This window comes from Gordonia sp. YY1, assembly GCF_009872315.1.
Lineage (GTDB): Bacteria > Actinomycetota > Actinomycetes > Mycobacteriales > Mycobacteriaceae > Gordonia > Gordonia amicalis.
The window spans coordinates 46,482-65,251 of the sequence record NZ_WXYI01000003.1 but is presented as its reverse complement, the minus strand read 5'-3'; the positions used below and the strand labels follow the sequence as shown (position 1 = coordinate 65,251).

At 67.9% G+C, this 18,770-nt stretch carries 19 protein-coding genes; 12 read left to right on the top strand and 7 right to left on the bottom strand.

The window, feature by feature from the left end; all coding sequences use genetic code 11:
• Positions 1 to 291 precede the first annotated feature (291 nt).
• Positions 292 to 1,485, bottom strand: a complete 1,194-nt coding sequence (locus tag BPODLACK_RS05685; RefSeq protein WP_159404881.1) for an aminotransferase class I/II-fold pyridoxal phosphate-dependent enzyme — start codon at positions 1,483 to 1,485, stop codon at positions 292 to 294.
• Between the two features lie 60 nt (positions 1,486 to 1,545).
• Here BPODLACK_RS05685 and BPODLACK_RS05680 point away from each other — a divergent pair, with 60 nt between their 5' ends.
• Both BPODLACK_RS05680 and BPODLACK_RS05675 read left to right on the top strand, forming a co-directional pair.
• On the top strand, positions 1,546 to 2,019 hold the full coding sequence (locus tag BPODLACK_RS05680; protein ID WP_005197457.1) for an NUDIX hydrolase: 474 nt from the start codon (positions 1,546 to 1,548) through the stop codon (positions 2,017 to 2,019).
• Between the two features lie 87 nt (positions 2,020 to 2,106).
• Positions 2,107 to 2,301: a hypothetical protein gene (locus tag BPODLACK_RS05675; RefSeq protein WP_005197455.1), complete on the top strand. Its 195-nt coding sequence runs from the start codon at positions 2,107 to 2,109 to the stop codon at positions 2,299 to 2,301.
• Between the two features lie 18 nt (positions 2,302 to 2,319).
• Here BPODLACK_RS05675 and BPODLACK_RS05670 read toward each other — a convergent pair whose 3' ends face one another.
• Positions 2,320 to 2,967 carry a hypothetical protein gene (locus BPODLACK_RS05670; protein WP_119032974.1) on the bottom strand — a complete coding sequence of 216 codons (648 nt, stop codon included), beginning with the start codon at positions 2,965 to 2,967 and terminating at the stop codon, positions 2,320 to 2,322.
• 405 nt (positions 2,968 to 3,372) lie between these two features.
• Between BPODLACK_RS05670 and BPODLACK_RS05665 the strand changes: the two genes are divergently transcribed.
• The 7 genes from BPODLACK_RS05665 (at position 3,373) to malQ (ending at position 10,259) form a co-directional block, all read left to right on the top strand.
• Positions 3,373 to 3,834, top strand: coding sequence for a hypothetical protein (locus BPODLACK_RS05665; protein ID WP_159404880.1), 462 nt, complete (start codon positions 3,373 to 3,375; stop codon positions 3,832 to 3,834).
• 98 nt (positions 3,835 to 3,932) lie between these two features.
• The gene (locus BPODLACK_RS05660) at positions 3,933 to 4,799 is read left to right on the top strand and encodes a ParA family protein (RefSeq protein WP_005195245.1); all 867 of its coding nucleotides are present in this window, start codon (positions 3,933 to 3,935) and stop codon (positions 4,797 to 4,799) included.
• A gap of 120 nt (positions 4,800 to 4,919) precedes the next feature.
• Complete coding sequence (locus BPODLACK_RS05655) at positions 4,920 to 5,363, top strand: lipoprotein LpqH (protein ID WP_119032973.1); 444 nt, start codon at positions 4,920 to 4,922, stop codon at positions 5,361 to 5,363.
• A gap of 210 nt (positions 5,364 to 5,573) precedes the next feature.
• Complete coding sequence (locus BPODLACK_RS05650; RefSeq protein ID WP_005195242.1) at positions 5,574 to 5,849, top strand: GlsB/YeaQ/YmgE family stress response membrane protein; 276 nt, start codon at positions 5,574 to 5,576, stop codon at positions 5,847 to 5,849.
• Positions 5,850 to 5,985: 136 nt separating this feature from the next.
• The gene (locus BPODLACK_RS05645) at positions 5,986 to 6,639 is read left to right on the top strand and encodes an SDR family oxidoreductase (RefSeq protein WP_005195241.1); all 654 of its coding nucleotides are present in this window, start codon (positions 5,986 to 5,988) and stop codon (positions 6,637 to 6,639) included.
• Positions 6,640 to 6,643: 4 nt separating this feature from the next.
• Complete coding sequence (locus BPODLACK_RS05640; RefSeq protein WP_159404879.1) at positions 6,644 to 8,053, top strand: FAD-binding oxidoreductase; 1,410 nt, start codon at positions 6,644 to 6,646, stop codon at positions 8,051 to 8,053.
• 64 nt (positions 8,054 to 8,117) lie between these two features.
• Positions 8,118 to 10,259 (top strand): 4-alpha-glucanotransferase, encoded by a 2,142-nt coding sequence (gene malQ, locus BPODLACK_RS05635; protein ID WP_442903258.1) that lies wholly within the window; start codon positions 8,118 to 8,120, stop codon positions 10,257 to 10,259.
• Here malQ and BPODLACK_RS05630 read toward each other — a convergent pair.
• Entirely contained in the window at positions 10,231 to 11,481 is a 1,251-nt protein-coding gene (locus BPODLACK_RS05630; protein ID WP_236577611.1) for an MFS transporter, read from the bottom strand. The genes malQ and BPODLACK_RS05630 overlap by 29 nt on opposite strands.
• Positions 11,482 to 11,592: 111 nt before the next feature.
• Here BPODLACK_RS05630 and BPODLACK_RS05625 point away from each other — a divergent pair, with 111 nt between their 5' ends.
• Both BPODLACK_RS05625 and BPODLACK_RS05620 read left to right on the top strand, forming a co-directional pair.
• Positions 11,593 to 12,783, top strand: a complete 1,191-nt coding sequence (locus tag BPODLACK_RS05625; protein WP_035755104.1) for a hypothetical protein — start codon at positions 11,593 to 11,595, stop codon at positions 12,781 to 12,783.
• A gap of 73 nt (positions 12,784 to 12,856) precedes the next feature.
• Entirely contained in the window at positions 12,857 to 14,353 is a 1,497-nt protein-coding gene (locus tag BPODLACK_RS05620; protein ID WP_119032970.1) for a flavin-containing monooxygenase, read from the top strand.
• A 10-nt stretch (positions 14,354 to 14,363) separates the two neighbouring features.
• Here BPODLACK_RS05620 and BPODLACK_RS05615 read toward each other — a convergent pair whose 3' ends face one another.
• From BPODLACK_RS05615 to BPODLACK_RS05605, 3 genes are read right to left on the bottom strand one after another with little or no spacing between them, the layout of a single operon-like run.
• Complete coding sequence (locus BPODLACK_RS05615; protein ID WP_006360107.1) at positions 14,364 to 14,978, bottom strand: TetR family transcriptional regulator; 615 nt, start codon at positions 14,976 to 14,978, stop codon at positions 14,364 to 14,366.
• Between the two features lie 17 nt (positions 14,979 to 14,995).
• Positions 14,996 to 15,676 carry an ABC transporter ATP-binding protein gene (locus tag BPODLACK_RS05610; protein WP_035755109.1) on the bottom strand — a complete coding sequence of 227 codons (681 nt, stop codon included), beginning with the start codon at positions 15,674 to 15,676 and terminating at the stop codon, positions 14,996 to 14,998.
• Positions 15,673 to 16,800 (bottom strand): ABC transporter permease, encoded by a 1,128-nt coding sequence (locus BPODLACK_RS05605; protein WP_035755111.1) that lies wholly within the window; start codon positions 16,798 to 16,800, stop codon positions 15,673 to 15,675. Before BPODLACK_RS05605 ends, BPODLACK_RS05610 begins: the two co-directional genes overlap by 4 nt.
• Before the next feature lie 139 nt (positions 16,801 to 16,939).
• On the opposite strand from BPODLACK_RS05605, the gene BPODLACK_RS05600 reads away from it, so the two are divergent.
• Entirely contained in the window at positions 16,940 to 17,968 is a 1,029-nt protein-coding gene (locus BPODLACK_RS05600) for a zinc-binding alcohol dehydrogenase family protein (RefSeq protein ID WP_035755113.1), read from the top strand.
• Between the two features lies 1 nt (position 17,969).
• On the opposite strand, the gene BPODLACK_RS05595 is transcribed toward BPODLACK_RS05600, so the two are convergent.
• Positions 17,970 to 18,746, bottom strand: coding sequence for an SOS response-associated peptidase (locus BPODLACK_RS05595; protein WP_035755199.1), 777 nt, complete (start codon positions 18,744 to 18,746; stop codon positions 17,970 to 17,972).
• Positions 18,747 to 18,770 lie beyond the last annotated feature (24 nt).

Sequence of the window (18,770 nt, the reverse complement as noted above, 5' to 3'; positions counted from 1 at the left end):
CGAACGCCGGGAATGTCGCGGCGGAACCTCTGGAACCGATGTGCCCCCAGATTTCTGGGAGTCGGCCGGGCCGGTGGGAAGGGCGACGTCGTCGAACGCGAAGGCGTAGATCGGCTCCGGGCCGGCGGTAGGTGTCGTCGACGAGGAAGTGCCCGAAACCCGCTGTGCGGGTGAGGAGTTGGCGGGTCGAGGCCCGGGAGTCAGGCGGGCGTAGCGGTGGTCATCGCAGGTCGGCTTCAGCGGTCCGGGGCCCGGCCGCCTCGCGGTACGCGGTTCGACGTCGGTCGCGGGTCACGCGGGGTTTCCGGCCCCCACGAACGCGCCGAGCCGATCGATCGCGAGAGTCAGGTCCTCCGTCGACGCCGCGTAGGACAGCCGGACGAAGCGATCGGCGCCGGCGAACCCGAAGTCCTTGCCCGGGGTGAGGGCGACGCGCGCGTCGCGGAGGGCCCGATCGCAGAACTCCGCCGAGCTCAGTCCGGTCGAACTCACGTCGATGTAGACGTAGAACGCCCCGTCGGGGACGACCGGTACGTCGAGCCCGATGCGCGCGAGCCCGTCGATGACGAGGTGCCGGCGACGTGCGAACTCGCGCCGGTTGTCCTCGGCGACCGCCAGGGACTCCGGGGTGAAGCAGGCCAGCGCGGCGTACTGGGACGGGGTGGGCGGACAGACGTAGAAGTTCTGCGCGAGGCGTTCGATGACCCCGACCAGCTCGTCGGGCACGATGCACCAGCCCAGGCGCCAGCCGGTCATGCCGAAGTACTTGGAGAAGCTGTTGATCACGACTGTCTCGGCCGTGCCCGGGGTGTCGGTCGCGAGGATGCTTCGCGGCGCGCGCCCGTCCGGACCGGGGTCGGAGAGACCGAGGTAGATCTCGTCGACGATGGACCAGCCGCCGCGCGCGGCGACGAGATCGGTCATCGCGACCAGCTCGTCGTAGGGCATCGAGGTACCGGTGGGATTCGACGGGGTGGCGACGATGACACCGCGGGTGGTGTCGGTCCAGGACCGCTCGACGTCGTCGGTCGTCAACTGGAAGCGCGATTCCGCGGTGGTCTCGATCAGGTCGACCCGAGCACCGAAGGCGTGAGCGAACTGGCGGTTGCACGGGTACGAGGGATCCCCGATGAGCACCCCGTCGCCGGGATCGATGAGGGCGGCGCACGCCATGAGCAGGGCGGCCGAGGCGCCGGAGGTGACCGCGACCTGTCGAGGGTCGACATGCGCGCCGAAATGGTGCCCGTAGAAGTCCGCGATCGCGGCCCGCAGCTCCGGGAGGCCGAGTGCACCGGTGTACGCGAGCGGCCGGCCGTCACTGACCTCACGGGCTGCCGCGAGAACCGCGGGCGGCGGTCCGAAGTCGGGTTCGCCGATGTTGAGCTTCACCACGTGGTGGCCCTGCGCCTCCAGCTCGGCCGCGTTCCGCGCGAATTCCATCGCGTAGAACGGGGCGATCCCTTCGGCTCGTCGGGAGATCCTCATGAATCACATTGTGCGCGCCGCCGCGACGCGCCCCGGTGCCCGGGCAGGCAGGATGTGGGGATGCCCATCCCTGACTTCATCCGTGACCTGCGTGCCCAGGTCGGTCATCGCGAGCTCTGGCTGTCGGGTGTCAGCGTGGTCGTCCGCGACGCCGACGGCCGTCTGCTACTCACCCGGCGAGTCGACAACGGACAGTGGGCGGTCGTGTCCGGGGTACTCGAACCCGGTGAGGAGCCTGCACGTGCGGCGCTGCGCGAGGTCGCCGAGGAGACCGCCGTCACCGCCGAGATCGTCCGTCTGACCAGCATCGACGTCACCCCGCTGATCACCTACCCGAACGGGGATCAGACGCGGTACCTCGACGTCTGCTTTCTCGCGCGGTACGTCGATGGCGAACCGCATGCGGCCGACGACGAGAACTCCGACGTCGCCTGGTTCGCGCCCGACGGTTTGCCCGACGACCTCACCGACACCTCGCGCCTGCGGATCGCCAAAGCCCTGAGCGGCAATCCCGAGGCCTGGTTCCAGCGCTAGGGACGGGTCTCAGGGATGTCCCTGAACTTCGCCCCGAAAACCTTCTGACCTGTGGCTTTTCCTGTGGCGTCGGCGCAGACTCGGGGCATGAGCACATCAACGGATTCAGGTACCACGTTCTGGAAGGTCCTCGGGATCATCGCGGTCGTCCTCATCGCGCTCGCGGTGATCGGGCCGCTCCTCGAGGGGCTCTTCTGGATCGCACTCATCGGACTGGCCCTCTACGGCGGGTACATGCTGTTCCGCTCTAAGTCCAAGGACGATCATCCGACGCCGCTGTGACGCCGCGTCGGTGAGCGATCAGAATTTCGGCAGCGGGTAGCAGGCCCACGGGGCGCAGATCTGCTCCGGGATCTCGACGCCGGGGAGCCCGGGGACCGTCGGGCGAGCCGGTGTCGTGGGCGTCTCGGACCGGGGTTCCGGCGCAGCCGGCCCGGCACCGGTCACCGTGACGCGGACCGGTGCCCCCGATGTCGGGGTCATGTCGGTCAGCGGCGGGTTGGTGCCCCAGAACTGTTCGCGGGCCGAGCCCGGCGGCAGGGTGATGGTGGCACAGCCCCAGTAGATGTCGTAGGTCCCGTTCGGGATCGTCGTGGACCCGGTCGGCTTCGGCGGGCTGCCCGCGGTGACCCGCATCGGCACATCCTTCGACGTACCGGGCGAGATCAGGGCGCCGAGTTCTTCGGGGGTCTGGTAACCGAAAGCCACGGCCGACGCGGCCGGCGGGGTATTCGCCTTCACGCCGAAGATCTCGCAGCCGATGCGTTTGTTCGCTTTGTTGCTGACCTTGAGCGTGATCGTGTTCCCGGACACCGTTGGTGAGACGGTGACATCGGCCGGAGCGGCCGACGCAGGGGGTGTGAGGGCGGTGCCGATCGCTGCCGCCGCGGCGAATGCCATTCCGGCGGAGAACCTTCGGAGACGGTGGGTCTTGGGGCTGATGGTCATGACTGTCCTCAACTCGCGGAAGTCGGGCCGCCGCGTTCGGTGGATTGCCGGTGGGCGTGAAACATCGAGAGCGCGAACCAGCGCGTTTTCGGTCGTCTCACGAAATGGGCCGGTGGTTTCCGCGCGGTCTCGGCGTGAATGTTCGGCAAATGTCATTCTTACAGATTTCGGAAATGTCGGCAGAACCAGGGTCGATCCGTCTTCCCGCCCACGGGGGCGCCACTTCCCGGCAGGATCGCGAGCTGCAACTCCCGATCCTGCCCGGAAACGGGGATTCTGCGTGCGTCTGCGGAATCCGGATATCCGACGCCGAGTCGCCGATTCGTATATGACAACGCTCCGGAAGGCGTGAGTTAGATAACTAAGATAACTATGTCGCCCCGACTGGACACTTCTGGAGCCACCATGAACGTCGTCGACGATCACCTCGATGCCCTCGCTCCGCCCCCCGCACCGGACGCCCCGATCGACCCTGTTCTGGGACGCCCGCTCAGGCCGGCCCCGCCCGGGCGACCCGCGTTCAATCCGGACTGGACGCCGGCTCGTCATCGACTCCTCGACGGCTGGGTCGACGTGCAGGATCGGCTCCCCGACACCGAGGGCAAGCGCATCACCGGTACCCCCGAGCCGACCCGGGTCGGACGGTTGGCACCGAAACTCATCACCGCGCAGGCGCGCCTCGCGAATCTGGACCGACGCATCCCTGGCTACTGGAAGCGGGCGGACAAGCGTCGCGCGAACGGCGACACCTATTGGGCCGTCATGCATGACGCCTTCACCAAGCTGGCCGCCGAGCAGGACGGCGGGCGCGGGCCGACCTTCACCCACCACGACAAGCCGGTCGAGAGCTTGGGCAAGGTCGGCTGAGAGTTCCCCGGCGAAGCCGGTCGAGAGTCACTGCGGCGCGCGTCCTACCCGGTTAGTCTGACTCGCGACGCAGGCCCACCGAACAGACCGGGGACACCATGCCGACGGTGATCGCGACGATCAGTCTCAAGGGCGGGGTCGGGAAGACCACGCTCACGGCCGGTCTCGCCGATTTCCTCGCGGGCGCCTTCGGCAAGAAGGTGCTCCTCGTCGATCTCGACGCCCAGACCAACCTCACGACGATGATGATCGGGGAGAAGGGCTGGGAGGCGTGCAACGCCGAGGGGCGCACCGTCGCGACCCTGTTCGCCGACGTACTGGACGGCACCGGCCGGTTCGACCTCGAGAGCACCGTCCAACGTGATGTCTCGTCGATCGACGGGCTCACCGGGATCGATCTGCTCCCGTCGTCGCTCGACCTGATCGACCTGCAGGAGGAGATGAGTGCGCGCCGGGTCGCCGCCGACGACCATCTCGCCGCGGTCGAGGTGCTCAGGCGTGCGCTGGCCCCGATCATGTCCCGCTACGACTACGTCCTCGTCGACTGTCCGCCGAACGTCGGTCCGTTCAGTCTCAACGGATTGTTCATGGCCGGTGGCTATCTCATCCCGACCATCCCGGACGTGTTGTCCACCTATGCGATTCCGCACATCCAGCAGCAGGTCGCCGACTTCGGTGCCGAGATCGGCCGCGCCATCGTCGAATTGGGTGTCGTCATCACCAAGTACCGGGCGTCGTCGTCGCTGCACCGAGACACCGTCCACCGGCTCCGGCGTGACCCGACGATCCAGAACATCCTGCCGGCATACCTCCACGAGGCCAACGCGATCGGCGCGGCCGCCGATCACACGTGGTGGCCGAGCCTGCACGCCAAATACGGTTATCACGGGCACTACGAACAGTTTCGCGATCTCACCCGTGCGGTGATGATCGAGGCCGACGCGAAACTGCAACCGAGCGCCTGAGACCCGCTGTGGTGCCGAAGGTCCCGAGATTCAGGCATTTCTGTGCCAATGCGCAGCTCGCGGGCTAGATTCGACGGGAGTCCGCCGGCCGGCGGCGTTCCAGACTGCCCAGGAGTTCTCATGATGAACAAGGTGCACATCGCTTCAGTCCTCGGCGCGGCGGCGCTGGCCGTCGCCGTAACCGCCTGCGGCTCGGACGACTCCAAGAGTACCGACGCGGAGGCCAAGGTGACCGTCGACGGCCAGGAGGTTGACCTGGCGGACAAGTCCGTCGGCTGCACCGATGCCGCCGGGAAGGTGACGATCGGGATCGGTTCCGGGTCGGGCACCTCGGGCATCGGCGTCGTGTTGTCGTCCGGGGATTCACCGGAGGTCGAGTCGGTCGGGCTCGGTTCGGTGGACGGCGTGACGCTCGGCTACCAGAAGGGTGTGGGTGAGGGCAGTGCCGAGGTCGACAAGGACGGCTCCACCTACAAGATCACCGGCGAGGCGTCGGGCGTCGATCTCGCCAACCCCACCGAGAAGGTGACCAAGTCCTATGAGATCGAGGTGACCTGCCCGTGATCTCGCCGACGCCGCAGGTCAGAAGGTGTCACCGCCGGTGAAGGTCTCGGCGTGACCGTCGCGCCGGTCTCGATGTGCACACAGATCCATGCCCGTAGGTTTGGAGCCGGAATTCCTGGGTACTTTCGGTCTCGTAGCAAATCGCACGATCTGGACGTTTCGGACGATTTACGTACGCACGCAGGATCGACAACCACCTAGGAGGCAGACATGCTGGGAATAGGCATCATTGCGTGGATCATCATCGGTGGTCTGGCCGGCTGGATCGCCAGCAAGATCATGAAGACTGATGCGCAGCAGGGGATCATCCTCAACATCGTCGTCGGTGTCATCGGCGGCCTGCTCGGAGGTTTCCTCCTCAAGATCTTCGGCGTCGACGTCGAAGGTGCCGGATGGATCTTCAGCTTCGTCACCTGTCTGATCGGCGCATGCATCCTGCTGTTCCTGGTCAAGCTCGTGACCGGGCGCGGGCGGACCCGCGTCTGATCGCAGCACCACAGCGAATCCGCCCCGGTTCCCGACGCACCTCGCGTCCGGACCGGGGTGGTGTCGTTCGCGGGTGGGTACGTTGGAAAGAGCACGTCTGTCTTCTGCACCAGTGAGCACGGAAAGTGAGTAACCAGTGACCCGAGTGGCCATCATCGGTGGACACGGCAAGATCGCGCTGCGCCTGGCGAAGATCTTGACCGACCGAGGCGATCAGGTGACCTCGATCATCCGAAACCCGGAACACGCCCAGGACGTCGCCGAGACCGGCGCGGTGCCCGTCGTCGCCGACGTGGAGACCCTCGACACGACGGGGATCGCCACCGCGATCTCCGAACACGACGCCGTGGTCTGGTCGGCGGGCGCCGGTGGGGGCGACCCGGAACGGACCTACGCCGTCGACCGGGACGCCGCGATCCGGTCGATGGACGCCGCGGCGAAGGTCGGGATCCAGCGGTACATCATGGTCTCCTACTTCGGCGCCGGTCCCGATCACGGCGTGCCCGAGGACAATTCGTTCCACGCGTATGCCGAGGCCAAGGCGGCCGCGGACACCTACCTCAAGTCGAGTGACCTCGACTGGACGATCCTCGGACCCAGCAAGCTCACCGACGAGCCGGGGACCGGCAAGATCGCCATCGGTGGGACGCGTGGCGGGGGCGACGCGGTCAGTCGCGACAACGTGGCCGCGGTCGCCGCAGCGGTTCTCGCGCGACCGGAGACGGTGCACAAGGTCATCGAGTTCAACGACGGACCCACGCCGGTTGCCGACGCGGTCGCACAGGTCTGAAGCCGTGTCCGCGCGTGCGGACGCTCTGCTGACGCAGCTGCGGGCGGCGGTCGGCGAGGGCAATGTGCTCACCGATCCCGACGCGATCGACGGTTTTCTCGTCGATTGGACCGGTCGGTACCGGGGCGAGGCGGATGCGGTCGTGCGGCCGCGCACCACCGAGGAGGTCTCCCGGGTCGTCGGCGAATGCGCGTCCGTCGGCGCCCGGATCTGCGTGCAGGGCGGCAACACCGGGCTCGTGGGTGGTTCGGTGCCGCCGGCAGGCGACGAGACCGGACAGCCGGTGATCGTGTTGTCGACGGCCCGCATGACCGACATCGACGAGGTCGACCCGGTCGGGCGCTGCGTGGGTGCCCAGGCCGGTGCCACCGTCGAGGCCATCGACGGTCGGGCCGCGGAGGCGGGCCTGGCCTTCCCCGTCGACCTGGCCTCCCGCGACTCGGCCACTGCGGGCGGGGTGGTCTCGACGAATGCCGGCGGGATCCGCATGATCCGACGTGGCAACACGCGTTCCCAGGTCCTCGGGATCGAGGCCGTCCTCGCCCACGGCCGGATCCTGCGCCGGTGGACCTCGCTGGTGAAAGACAATGTGGGATACGACCTCCCGGCACTCCTTGCCGGGAGTGAGGGCACCCTGGCGATCGTCACCCGCGTGCTGTTCAAACTCGTCGTGCCGCCGTCGACGGCGACCGTCGCGGTGGCCGCGGTCGAACACGTCGAGGACGCGATCGAACTGATCGGCGCCGCATCGTCGCGCGGGCTCACCGTCGAGGCCGCCGAACTCATGACCGAGGCCGGCATCGAACTCGTCCACGAACACGGACAGCGCCGGCCGACCGCGACCCCCGGGCCGTTCTACGTCCTGCTCGAGGTGTCCGGCGTCGGCGACATCGAGACGACGATGGCCGAATTGCTCGACAGCACAGGCGGACTCGTCGACGCCGTCCTCGAACCGGCGCCCGCGCGAGCACTCTGGGGGGCGCGCGAGAGTCACACCGAGACGATCGCGCGGTCGAGTACGACGCCGGTCGTGAAACTCGACATCTCCGTACCCATCCGCGCGTTGCCGGAAGCGTTCGCCGAGCTGTCCGCGGTCGGTGCGGCAAGCGGTTTCCCCTGTCGCCCGATCCTTTTCGGCCACGTGGGGGACGGGAACATCCACGTGAACCTGCTCGACGTCCCGGAGGAACGCGCCGGGACCGTCACCGACCGGGTCTTCGGCATCGTCGCCGCCAACGGCGGGTCCATCAGCGCCGAACACGGCATCGGCCGCGCCAAGACCGCCTGGACACACCTGGGCCGGTCCGACGTCGACCTCGACACCATGCGTGCCGTCAAGGCGGCCTTCGACCCGCAGGGGTTGCTGAACCCGGGCGTCATCTTTCCTGACACCGACCACGCCCGCCCTTCGTGACGTCGTCGGCGAGGTCCGGGCGCCTCGGGGAGCACGGGGCGTCGAATCCTGAGACGATGGCGGGGTGGCTGACGTGATCCCCGAGAGGTTGACCGAACTGGCGCATCGTCACGGTGTGGCCACCAGCTATGTGGGTTGGGACGAGGAGACCCACGACGTGAGCGCGGAGACGCTGGTCGCCGTCCTCACCGCGCTCGACGTGCCCGCGGACTCACCCGAGGAGATCGAGGAATCGATCCGCGCGGTCGACGAGCGGCCGTGGCGCGAGTTCGTCCCGGCGGTCACGGTCGTGACCGAGGGCGGCGGCAACACCTTCTGGGTCCATGTCCCGCACGGCAACCTGGTGAAGGTGTGGATCGCCACCGAGGACGGCCGCGACGTCGCGCCGGAACAGCTCGACGTGTGGGTCGACCCGCGGGAGATCGACGGCGCGCTCGTCGGACGGGCGACCTTCGCGATCCCCGACGACCTCGAACCCGGATACCACCAGATGAAGGCACTCGACCTCGACGACTCGACGGCGTCGAGCGCACCGTTGATCGTCACCCCGCGCCGGTTGCACACCGCGGACCGGTTGCTGGGGCGGCAGCGGTGGGGCCTGGCAGTACAGCTGTACTCGATCCGTTCGGCGGACTCCTGGGGCGTCGGCGACTTCGCCGACCTGACCGGCATCTGCGAGGTCGCGGGCAGTGCATACGGCGCAGATTTCGTGCAGGTCAACCCGTTGCACGCGGCGCAACCGTACCCTCCGATCGAGGCCTCGCCGTACCTGCCGGTCACCCGACGCTTCCTCAACCCGATCTACATCCGGGTCACCGACATCCCCGAGCTCGACGGGTTGTCGAAATCCCAGCGCAAGTGGCTGGACAAACTCACCCGCGGGTTCATGGGCGAGAACACCGCCACCGACAAGATCCGGCGCAACAAGTCCTACCGGGCCAAGCTGGAAGCGCTCGAACTGATCTACGGCGTGCCGCTGAGCCCCGCCCGCAAGACCGCCCTGCGCGAGTTCCGGAAGCGTGAGGGCAAGGGCCTCAAACGATTTGCGACCTGGTGCGCACTGGCCGAGCGCTACGACGCCGACGACCCGCGCTGGCAGGACAAGTTCCTCGATCCGACCTACCTCAAGAAGAAGCGCCGGAAACTGGCGCGGCGCATCGACTTCCACATCTGGCTGCAATGGATCTGCGACGAGCAGCTCGCCACCGCGGCACATGCCGCGGAGTCCGCGGGCATGTCGATCGGCGTGATGGCCGACCTCGCCGTGGGCGTCGGCCGGCACAGCGCCGACGCCTGGGCGCTCGGCCATGTGCTCGCCTCCGGTGCGACGGTCGGCGCACCGCCGGACGGGTTCAACCAGCAGGGGCAGGGCTGGGATCAGCCGCCCTGGCATCCGCGTCGTCTGGCGGAGGCCGGCTACGGGCCCTACCGCGACATGATCCGCACCGTGCTGCGTCATGCCGGTGGTGTCCGCGTCGACCACATCCTCGGACTGTTCCGGCTGTGGTGGATTCCCGACGGCATGGGACCGGCCGGCGGCACCTACGTGCACTACGACAGCGAGGCACTGATCGGCATCCTTGCCCTCGAGGCCCAGCGGGCCGATGCAGTGGTCGTAGGCGAGGACCTCGGGGTCTTCGAGCCGACGGTGCAGGACACGTTGCGCGAGCGCGGAATCCTGGGCACGTCGATCCTGTGGTTCGAGCAGGACCGCAAGGCGGCGATCGCGCCGGAACGCTACCGCGAACTGTGCTTGACGTCCGTGACGACCCACGACCTCCCGCCGACGTCGGGTTACCTGGCCGGTGACCACATCGCGCTGCGGGCACGGCTGGGACTGCTCGAGACCGGGGAAGACGCCGAACGGGAACGCAACGAGCGCGAACGCGACGCCGTCCTCGAACTCGCCTACGAACGCGGTCTGCTGTCGCGGGACACCCCGCTGGCGGACCCGGAGGTCGTCGACGCCCTCTACGCCGTCATCGCGCACACGCCGTCGGTGCTGTTGAGCGTCGCACTCGTGGACGCGGTGGGGGAGAGGCGGATTCAGAACCAACCCGGAACGAGTGCCGAGCAGTACCCGAACTGGTGCATCCCGCTCGCCAACGCCGACGGTGAGGTGGTGCTAGTGGAGGATCTCGTGAGCAGCGCGCGCTTCCGGCAGCTGGTGGACGTGCTCAACGAGTACGGGGTCCCGGGCGCCTGACCACAGCGATAGTCAAGACCAGTGCCACCAGCGCGAGCACCGCGACGCCGATGTTGAAGGCGATGCCGGCCGGCCGCAGTCCCCACTGCTGTGCGGCCACACCCTGCCCGACGATGGGCAGGGAGATCGCGACGTAGGCGACCACGAAATAGGTCGAGGTGACCTCGGCGCGTCGGTCGGCCGGGCTGGCCGCGACCACCGACGCGAGTCCTTTGCTGAAAGACATGCCCTGTCCCACACCGCACACCACCGCGCCGGCGAGCAGGGCCGCGGTCGACGCAGCGACCAGGCCGACGATCGACAGGCAGGTGCCGCCGATCAGGACCGCGCAACCGGCGATCAGCGCGGGCTCGGTGGGCATGCGCCGCACCACGATCTGCGTGACCGCCGAGGAGGCGAACAGCACGAAGACGAGGAAACCGGTGAACGCGCGGTCGTCGACGCCGAGGATCTGGGTGACGAACGACGGCATGATTCCGGTGAACGTACCCATCACCGCGAAGCCCGCGAAGGCGGCGATCGACGCACGGACGAACACACCGCGCATGTCGGCCGGTACGGAGAGGCGCTGAACACCGAGACGGGCACCGGGTTTGACGTCGACCGTCTCCTGCAGTCGCCAGATGCCGGCGAAGGCGAGAGCCAAGAGGGCGAGGTCGAGGAAGAACGGGGTGTGCAGGGGATTGGGCGCATACTCGGCGATCAGGCCGGCGATGAGCGGTCCCATCCCGAGTCCGCCGATGTTGGCCGCGGTCGCGACGGCGGGCCCCCGGCCCCGCCACGACGGCGGTGCCAGTTCGATGACCGCGGTCGTCGCGGCGCCGGCGTAGATCCCCGCCGACAACCCGGACAGCACCCTGCCCACCAGCAGCTGCCAGACCGGTCCGGCGGTGAGGAAGACCACGGCGCTGGCCACTGACAGCAGGGCGCCGGCGATGAGCAGCTTGCGCCGCCCGATCACATCGGACCAGCGGCCGAAACCGATCAATGCGGCGATGACACCGACCGCGTACACCCCGAAGACGACCGTCGTCGTGGCGACACCGAAGCCGAGCTTCTCCCCGTAGAGCGAATAGAGCGGTGTCGGCAGCGTCGTCCCGAGCATGACGACGGCGAAGGCGTAGACCGCCGCCACGAAGGAGGGGGTGGTCGAACGAGGCGCGGCCGATGCCGATGCACCTCGGCCGGAACGGGATGACGGGGTGCCGGATCGATCAGTCATGAGACTGCCAAACTACCGCCGGACCGGATCGGGGCGCTCACCGGTAACAGATCCTCGTCATCTGTCCGTCATCACGGGCCGGGTGCCGTCGCGTCGCCTATCGTCCCTGCCATGCAGGCCTCTGAACCGCACATCCTCGTGACCACATCCCGGATGCCGTTCGCCGTCGACGAGATCCACAAGCTCGGGGAGACCGGGCGGGACGTCACCGCCGCGGACACCTTCCGAGCGGCGCCGGGAAGTCACTCCCGCGGCGCGCGACGCCATCTCGTGTTCCCCGCACCCACCCAGCAGACCACCGCCTTCGTCGACGCGGTGATCGATGCGATCGGCGAGCACGGCATCACCTGGCTGCTCCCGATGTTCGAGGAGGTCTTCTACCTCGCCAGACACCGCGACCGCATCTCCGCCGCACACCCCGACGTCGAGTTGTTCTTCCCCGATTTCGAGACCCTCGCCCGCGTCCACGACAAGGTCGGGTTCACCGCCCTCTGCCGCGAACTCGGACTCCCGGCCGCGGAATCGGTGACCACGACGAGCCGCGACGAGCTGCGCGAGGCCACCGAGAAGTGGCCGCACTGGTTCGCCCGGGCGGCCTTCGGTCGCGGCGGGCTCGACGTCCTCACCAACACCGGGCCGCTGGCGGGGGAATCGTCGATCGACGACGTCAGCCCGACCCCCGCCGATCCCTGGCTCGTCCAGGAGTACCTCACGGGCGCCGACCGGTGCAGCTGGAGCGTCGCCCATCACGGCGAGATCGTGCTGCACTCCTGCTACGAGCACCCCCTCGCGATCGACGACCGCGGCGGCATCGTCTTCCAATCCGTCGACTCGCCGGAATCGCTCGCCGCGGCCCGGACCATCGCGCGAGAACTGAACTGGCACGGGCAGATCAGCTTCGACTACCTCGTCACCGACGACGGCGTCCACCACATGGTCGAGTGCAATCCCCGACCGACAGCGGGGTGCACGGTCGCGAGCGCCGAGGAGTTCGACGCCGCCTTGTTCGATCCGGGTGACCTCGTCGTCGTCCCCGCGGGCCGCAAGAAGATGATCAAGGCCGCGGTACTGCGTGATGCGCTCAAGCACCCTTCTCATCTGCGCCGGAATCTCGCCGTGGCCAAGGGAGCGGGCGGCGTGTACGACCAGCCGGGCGACCACCTGCCGCTGATCTACTCGGCCCTCTCGCTGCAGCACATCCTGGCCTATCGCAAGGAACTCGGACTCGACCGGAACAAGCGCGAGGAACTGATGGCGACACAGTTCTTCGATGTGCTCTGGGACGGCACCACGATCGCCTGACCAGGTCCGATACACACGACGGCGGTGTGTGCTAAGTTACAGTAACTGTCGGTTACAGTTATTGGGGTCTCTCATGCAACCTGCACACGACGCGCCTGCCCACGACGTGCTGATCGTCGGCGCCGGCTTCGGCGGAATGGGTGCCGCGATCGCCTTCAAACGCCTGGGCATCGACGACATCGCGATCCTCGAGCGCGAGGACGACCTCGGCGGGACCTGGCATGTCAATCACTACCCGGGTCTCGCCGTCGACATCGCCTCGGTCACCTACTCGTATTCCTTCGAGCCCAACCCGAACTGGTCGCGTCTGTTCGCGCCCGGTCCCGAGCTCAAGCGCTACGCGCACCATGTCGCGGACAAGTACGACCTCAAACGGCACATGGAGTTCGGGACGACCGTCGACTCCGCCGAGTGGGACGACGACGCGCGGCGGTGGCGGGTGCGGACCGGTGACGGAACGGAGCGCACCGCCCGCTATCTCGTCACCGCGACCGGCTTCCTCTCCCAGCCCCACGTCCCGGACTTCCCGGGGATCAAGAACTTCCAGGGGACGATCCTGCACACCGCGGCGTGGGAGGACGGCTTCGATTTCACCGGCAAGAAGGTCGCGGTCATCGGAACCGGTGCGACGGCAGTCCAGCTGATCCCGGAGGTGGCCGAGCGTGCCGATGCGCTCACCGTCTTCCAGCGGACGCCGATCTGGGTGGTGCCCAAGATCGACTTCGCGATCCCGTCCGCGGTGCAGCAGGTGTTCCGGCGAATCCCGTTGACGCAGAAAGTGGCTCGCCTGGTCAACACCTCGCTGCTGGAGCTGCTGATGGTCTCCGGCGTCCTGCATTTCAAGCAGCTCAAGCCCGGCAACAAGCTGGCGGCCCGGCTGGCCAAGGCGCACCTGCGGTCCCAGGTCTCCGACCCGGAATTGCGTCGGAAGCTGACACCCGACTACGACTTCGGCTGCAAGCGGCCGACCTTCTCCAACACGTACTTCGCCAGCTTCACCAAGCCGAACGTGATCCTGCAGACCAACGGCATCGCCCGCCTCGAGGCCGACGGGATCCTGGCCGGCGACGGCACGAAGACCGAGATCGACACCCTAGTACTGGCAACGGGATTCAACCTGTGGGACGTGAACTTCCCGGCCTTCGACATCGTCGGTCGTGAGGGGCGCAACCTCGGAAAGTTCTGGCGAGAGGGCAGATTCCAGGCCTACGAGGGTGTCACCGTGCCGAAGTTCCCCAACTTCATCTCGCTCAACAGTCCGTACTCGTACAGCGGCTTGTCGTACTTCACCACGATCGAGGGGCAGATGAAGCACATCACCCGGCTCTTCGGTGAACTCCGACGCCGCGGGCAGGACACCTTCGAGGTCACCGAGCCCGCCAACGACGCCTTCCTCGACGAGGTGATCGACCGTCTGCAGTCCTCGGTCTTCTACAACGGCAACTGCGTGGGCTCGCGCAGCTACTACTTCAACCAGCACGGCGAGGCGACGCTCCTGCGTCCGGCCTCCACGCTGCGAACCCTGCGGGAGATGGACTCGTTCCCGTTGAGCGACTACGCCTTCCGCTGAGCGGCTCGAGTCAGCGGTCGGTCAGTCCCAGGTAGTCGCCGATCAGCCGGCGGATCATCGCGGTGATCTCCGCGCCTTCGGCTCGTGTGGGATCCTCGGTAGCGGTCGTGGAATGCTCGGCCCCCCACGACCTGCACGCCTGGACGATCATCGAGTCGATCAGCTGCGCGACCTCGAGCGGGCGCGGTTCGCCGTGCGCGATCAGGGCGTCGACGAGCGGTTCCTGCAATTCCCGGTGGAACCGTTGCATCGGCTCCTGCAGGACGCTCGGATCGACGATCCGGACGAGCGCATTCGCCACTGCCTGTTCCGACCCGACGATCAGCTCGACGTTCGCACAGATGTATCCCCAGATCTGCTGTCCCGGTTCGGTCTGGGCACCGACACGATCGCGGACGAACCGATCCCAACTGGGGAGGAGATCGGCCAGGACCGCGGCCACGAGTTGCTCGCTGGACGAGTAGTACTGATACACGCTCGAGCGGGCGAGGCCCACGCGCTTGCCGACCGCGGCAAGGGTCGGTGCCTCGCCGGTTTCCGCGAGGATGGCCTTCGCGCCGTCCAGGATCGCCTGCTCCTGCTTACGGCGGTGCTCGGCGACGGTGGGCGCCTCGATGCGTGGCAAACGCCCACCTCCTCAGCTCATGCGGACGCCGCAGACCCTTCGTTCAGATGTCCGTCGACCATCTCGTACACCTTGTCACAGTGTAGGAGAACGTCCTGGTCATGGGTCACCATGACCGTCGCGACGCCGTGTTCGTGGGCCTCGCGAGCGAGCAGTTCGACGATCTCGTGACTGCGCCGCCGGTCGAGGGCCGCGGTGGGCTCGTCGACGAGGAGGACATCCGGCCGGGTCATCAGCGCTCGCGCGATGCCGACGCGCTGCCGCTCACCGCCCGACAACTGATGGGGGCGGCGCTTCGCCTTGTGCGACATACCGACACCGGCGAGCAGTTCGGCCGGTGAGCGGGCCTCGGCGACGCGACCGAACGTGAGTGGCAGACGCAGCTGGTCCTCGACGGTCAGCGCGTCGAGCAGGTTGCCGCTCTGGAACACGAATCCGATGTGTTCGCGACGGATCCGGGTCAGCTCGCGCTTCGGCGCGGTTCCCAGGTCGGCGTCGCCGACGGTGACCGTCCCCGACGTCGGGGTGATGAGACCGCCCGCGACCGCGAGCAGGCTGGACTTGCCGGAACCGGACGGGCCGACGACGGCGACGAACTCGCCTGCGGCGACCTCGAGGGTCACCGCGTCGAGTGCGGTGACCACGTCTTCCCCGTCACCGTGGACGAGACTGACGTCGTTGAGTGCGAGCGCGGTCATCGGTTGCCTCCCAAGGCGGTCAGGGGGTCGACCCGGGTGATGCGGAGCACCGCGACGGCGGCGCCGATCATGCCGAACAGGATCAGCAGCCCGCCGGCCGCGGCGACCGAACCGGTCTCCAGGGCGAAGGGCATCGGGGTGGAACCGATGGCGGCACCGAGGCCGACGCCGATCCCGATGCCGATGCCGGCAGAGACGAGCAGCAGGATGAACGACTGCATCAGCGAGTCGCGCAGAAGGTAACCGGTCGAGGCGCCCATCGCGCGCATCACGGCGATCTCCTGCCTGCGCTGGATCGTCCAGACCGTGAAGAACGCGCCGACGACCAAGGCCGAGATCGCGTAGAGGAAGGCCTGGATCAGCGTGAGGGTCGAGGTCTCGGCGGTGTAACCCGGTGAAGCGCCGAAGGATTCGTCGAGAGTCAGCGAGGTGGTGTCGGCGGCGGCGTCGCCGGCGGCCAGATCGGCCGAGCTGTCGGTCTTCACCGCGACGGCGGTGATGTCGTCGTAGACGCGCGGCGGCACCGGCTCGCCGGGACGAGCGCCGGCGCGGATCTCCTGCCACGTCTTCAGCGGCACGAACGCGACGTCGACGTGTCCGAAGGTGCTCTGGCCGTCGAGGATTCCGACGACCCGCAGCTGTGTGCCGAGCGGCTCGACGGTGACCGTGTCACCGATCGAGAGTCCGTCCTCGGCGGCGGTCTCGCTGATGACGAGCTCACCGGGGGTGTTCGACAGCGACTTGCCCTCGGAGGCGGCGGGGCTGACGAAGCTGCCCGGTTCCACGCCGAAGAGGGCGAGGTCGATGTCGACGCCGGTGTTGGTACGTCCGTTGATCAGAGTGTTGCCGAAGGGTGCGGCGTCCTCGACGCCCGGCTGCTCGGCCCATGTGCCGACCGCCGACGTCGGCACCAGGGACCGGGAGAAGGCGGAGTCGGTGGCGATGTCCTTCTGGAAGGCGAAGGAGGTCACCGGCAGTTTCTTCAAACCGGAGACACCGTCGTTGACCAGACCCACCGACAGGCCGCTCAGCAGGACCATCAGGATGGCGATCAGCGCGACCACCGACCCCATCAGGGCGAAGCGTCCGCGTGCGAATGAGAGTTCTCGAAGGGCAAGGAACACGTCACTGCCCTCGCATGTTTACCGACACCATGTCGGCAACGATACCGACACTGTGTCGGGAAGGTGTACCCCGTTCGGTGTGAGACCGGTCATTCGCAACTCCGTGCCGCACCGTGCGGGCGGGTTTAGCCTGAAGTACATGCGCGCTTGGGCGGTGACCGAGCCGGGGCCGATCGACATCCGACCACTCCGGCTCGTCGACAAACCGGACCCGCGGCCCGGGGCCGGCGAACTGCTGGTCCGGGTTCGTGCCTGCGGTGTCTGCCGTACGGACCTCCACGTCGCCGAGGGCGATCTGCCGGTCCGCCACGCAGACGTGACGCCCGGGCACGAGGTCGTCGGGGAGGTCGTCGAACTCGGTCCGGACGCCGCCGGCTTCTCCCTCGGTGACCGCGTCGGCGTCGCCTGGCTGCACAGCACCGACGGGACCTGTGATCGCTGTGTCCGCGGTGCCGAGAACCTTTGTGCGGCATCGGTGTACACCGGGTGGGACGTCGACGGCGGCTATGCCGAGCTGGTGACCGTGCCCGCGGGCTTCGCCTATCCGCTGCCGTCCGGCATCGACGACGTCTCGATCGCGCCGCTGTTGTGCGCCGGGATCATCGGCTATCGCGCGCTACGGCGGACCGGCCTGCTCGACGACCTCGGAGCCGACTCCGATCGTCCGAAGCGACTGGGGCTCTACGGTTTCGGCGGGAGTGCGCACCTGTGCGCACAACTGGCGATCGCCCTCGGGATCGAGGTGCACGTCCTCACACGTGGCGAGCAGTCCCGACGCCTGGCCGCCGACCTCGGTGCGGCGTCGGTCGGCGATGCCACCGATGTGCCGCCGGTGTCGCTCGACGCCGCGATCACCTTCGCCCCGGTCGGCGAGCTGGTGCCGGTGGCGATGCGCGCGCTCGATCGCGGCGGCGTCCTGTCGATCGCCGGCATCCACCTCACCGACGTACCGCCGCTCAACTACGAGCGGGAACTGTTCTACGAGAAGGAGATCCGCTCGGTCACCGCCAACACCCGCGCCGACGGCGCCGAGTTCCTGACGCTGGCCGCCCGGCACGGCGTCCGGGCGACGACGCACGAGTACCCGATGTCACAGGCCGACCGCGCGCTCGCCGACCTGGCCGCCGGACGGTTCGACGGGGCAGCGGTTCTCGTCGCCGACCTCTGAGTCAGAGCGGGTTGAGCAGCTCCGGCCCGTTGTTGGCGACGCGGTTGACCAGCGGCGCGACCCCGCGGATGTCGATCGCCTCGGCGAGCGATTCGGCCGGCGGCGCGAACAGGTCGTCCGGTGCCCGGTGATCCGGATCGAGCCAGGCATCCCAGTTGTCGTACGGCATGATCAGCGGCATCCGGTCGTGGACGTCGCGCAGTTTGCCGACCGCATCGGTGGTCAGGATCGAGCAGCTCAGCAGCGGCGGGGCGTGATCGGAGTGCTTGTCATGCCACACCGACCACAACCCGGCCATGAACAACCGGGTGCCGTCCCGCGGGGACATGTAAAACGGGATCTTGGTGGGCTTGCCCCTGCTGTCGAGCGGGCCTTTCTTCCACTCGTACCAGCCGTCCATCGGCACCAGGCACCGCTTGGACTTCACCGACGCGCGGAACGAACTCTTCTCCGCGGCGGTCTCGGCACGGGCGTTGAACAACAGTGGCCCCTTGCCGACCTCTTTGCTCCACGGCGGCACGAGCCCCCAGCGCATGGCGCGGATGCGCAGCAGCGGATCGTCGTCGGGATCCTCCGGCGAATGCCGTTTGACCACGGTCATCACCGTGGTCGTGGGCGCGACGTTGTAGTTGGGGCCCAGTGCGCGAGGTGCGGGGGTGTCGAGGTCGAGGGCATCGGGATCGGCCGGTTCCTTCGCCGGCTCGGGTACCTCGTTGACCGCGTCGATCTCCGCCGCGAGCTTCGCCGGATCGGTGGTCACCGCATAGCGTCCGCACATGGCCACCATGCTGCCCTACGCCTG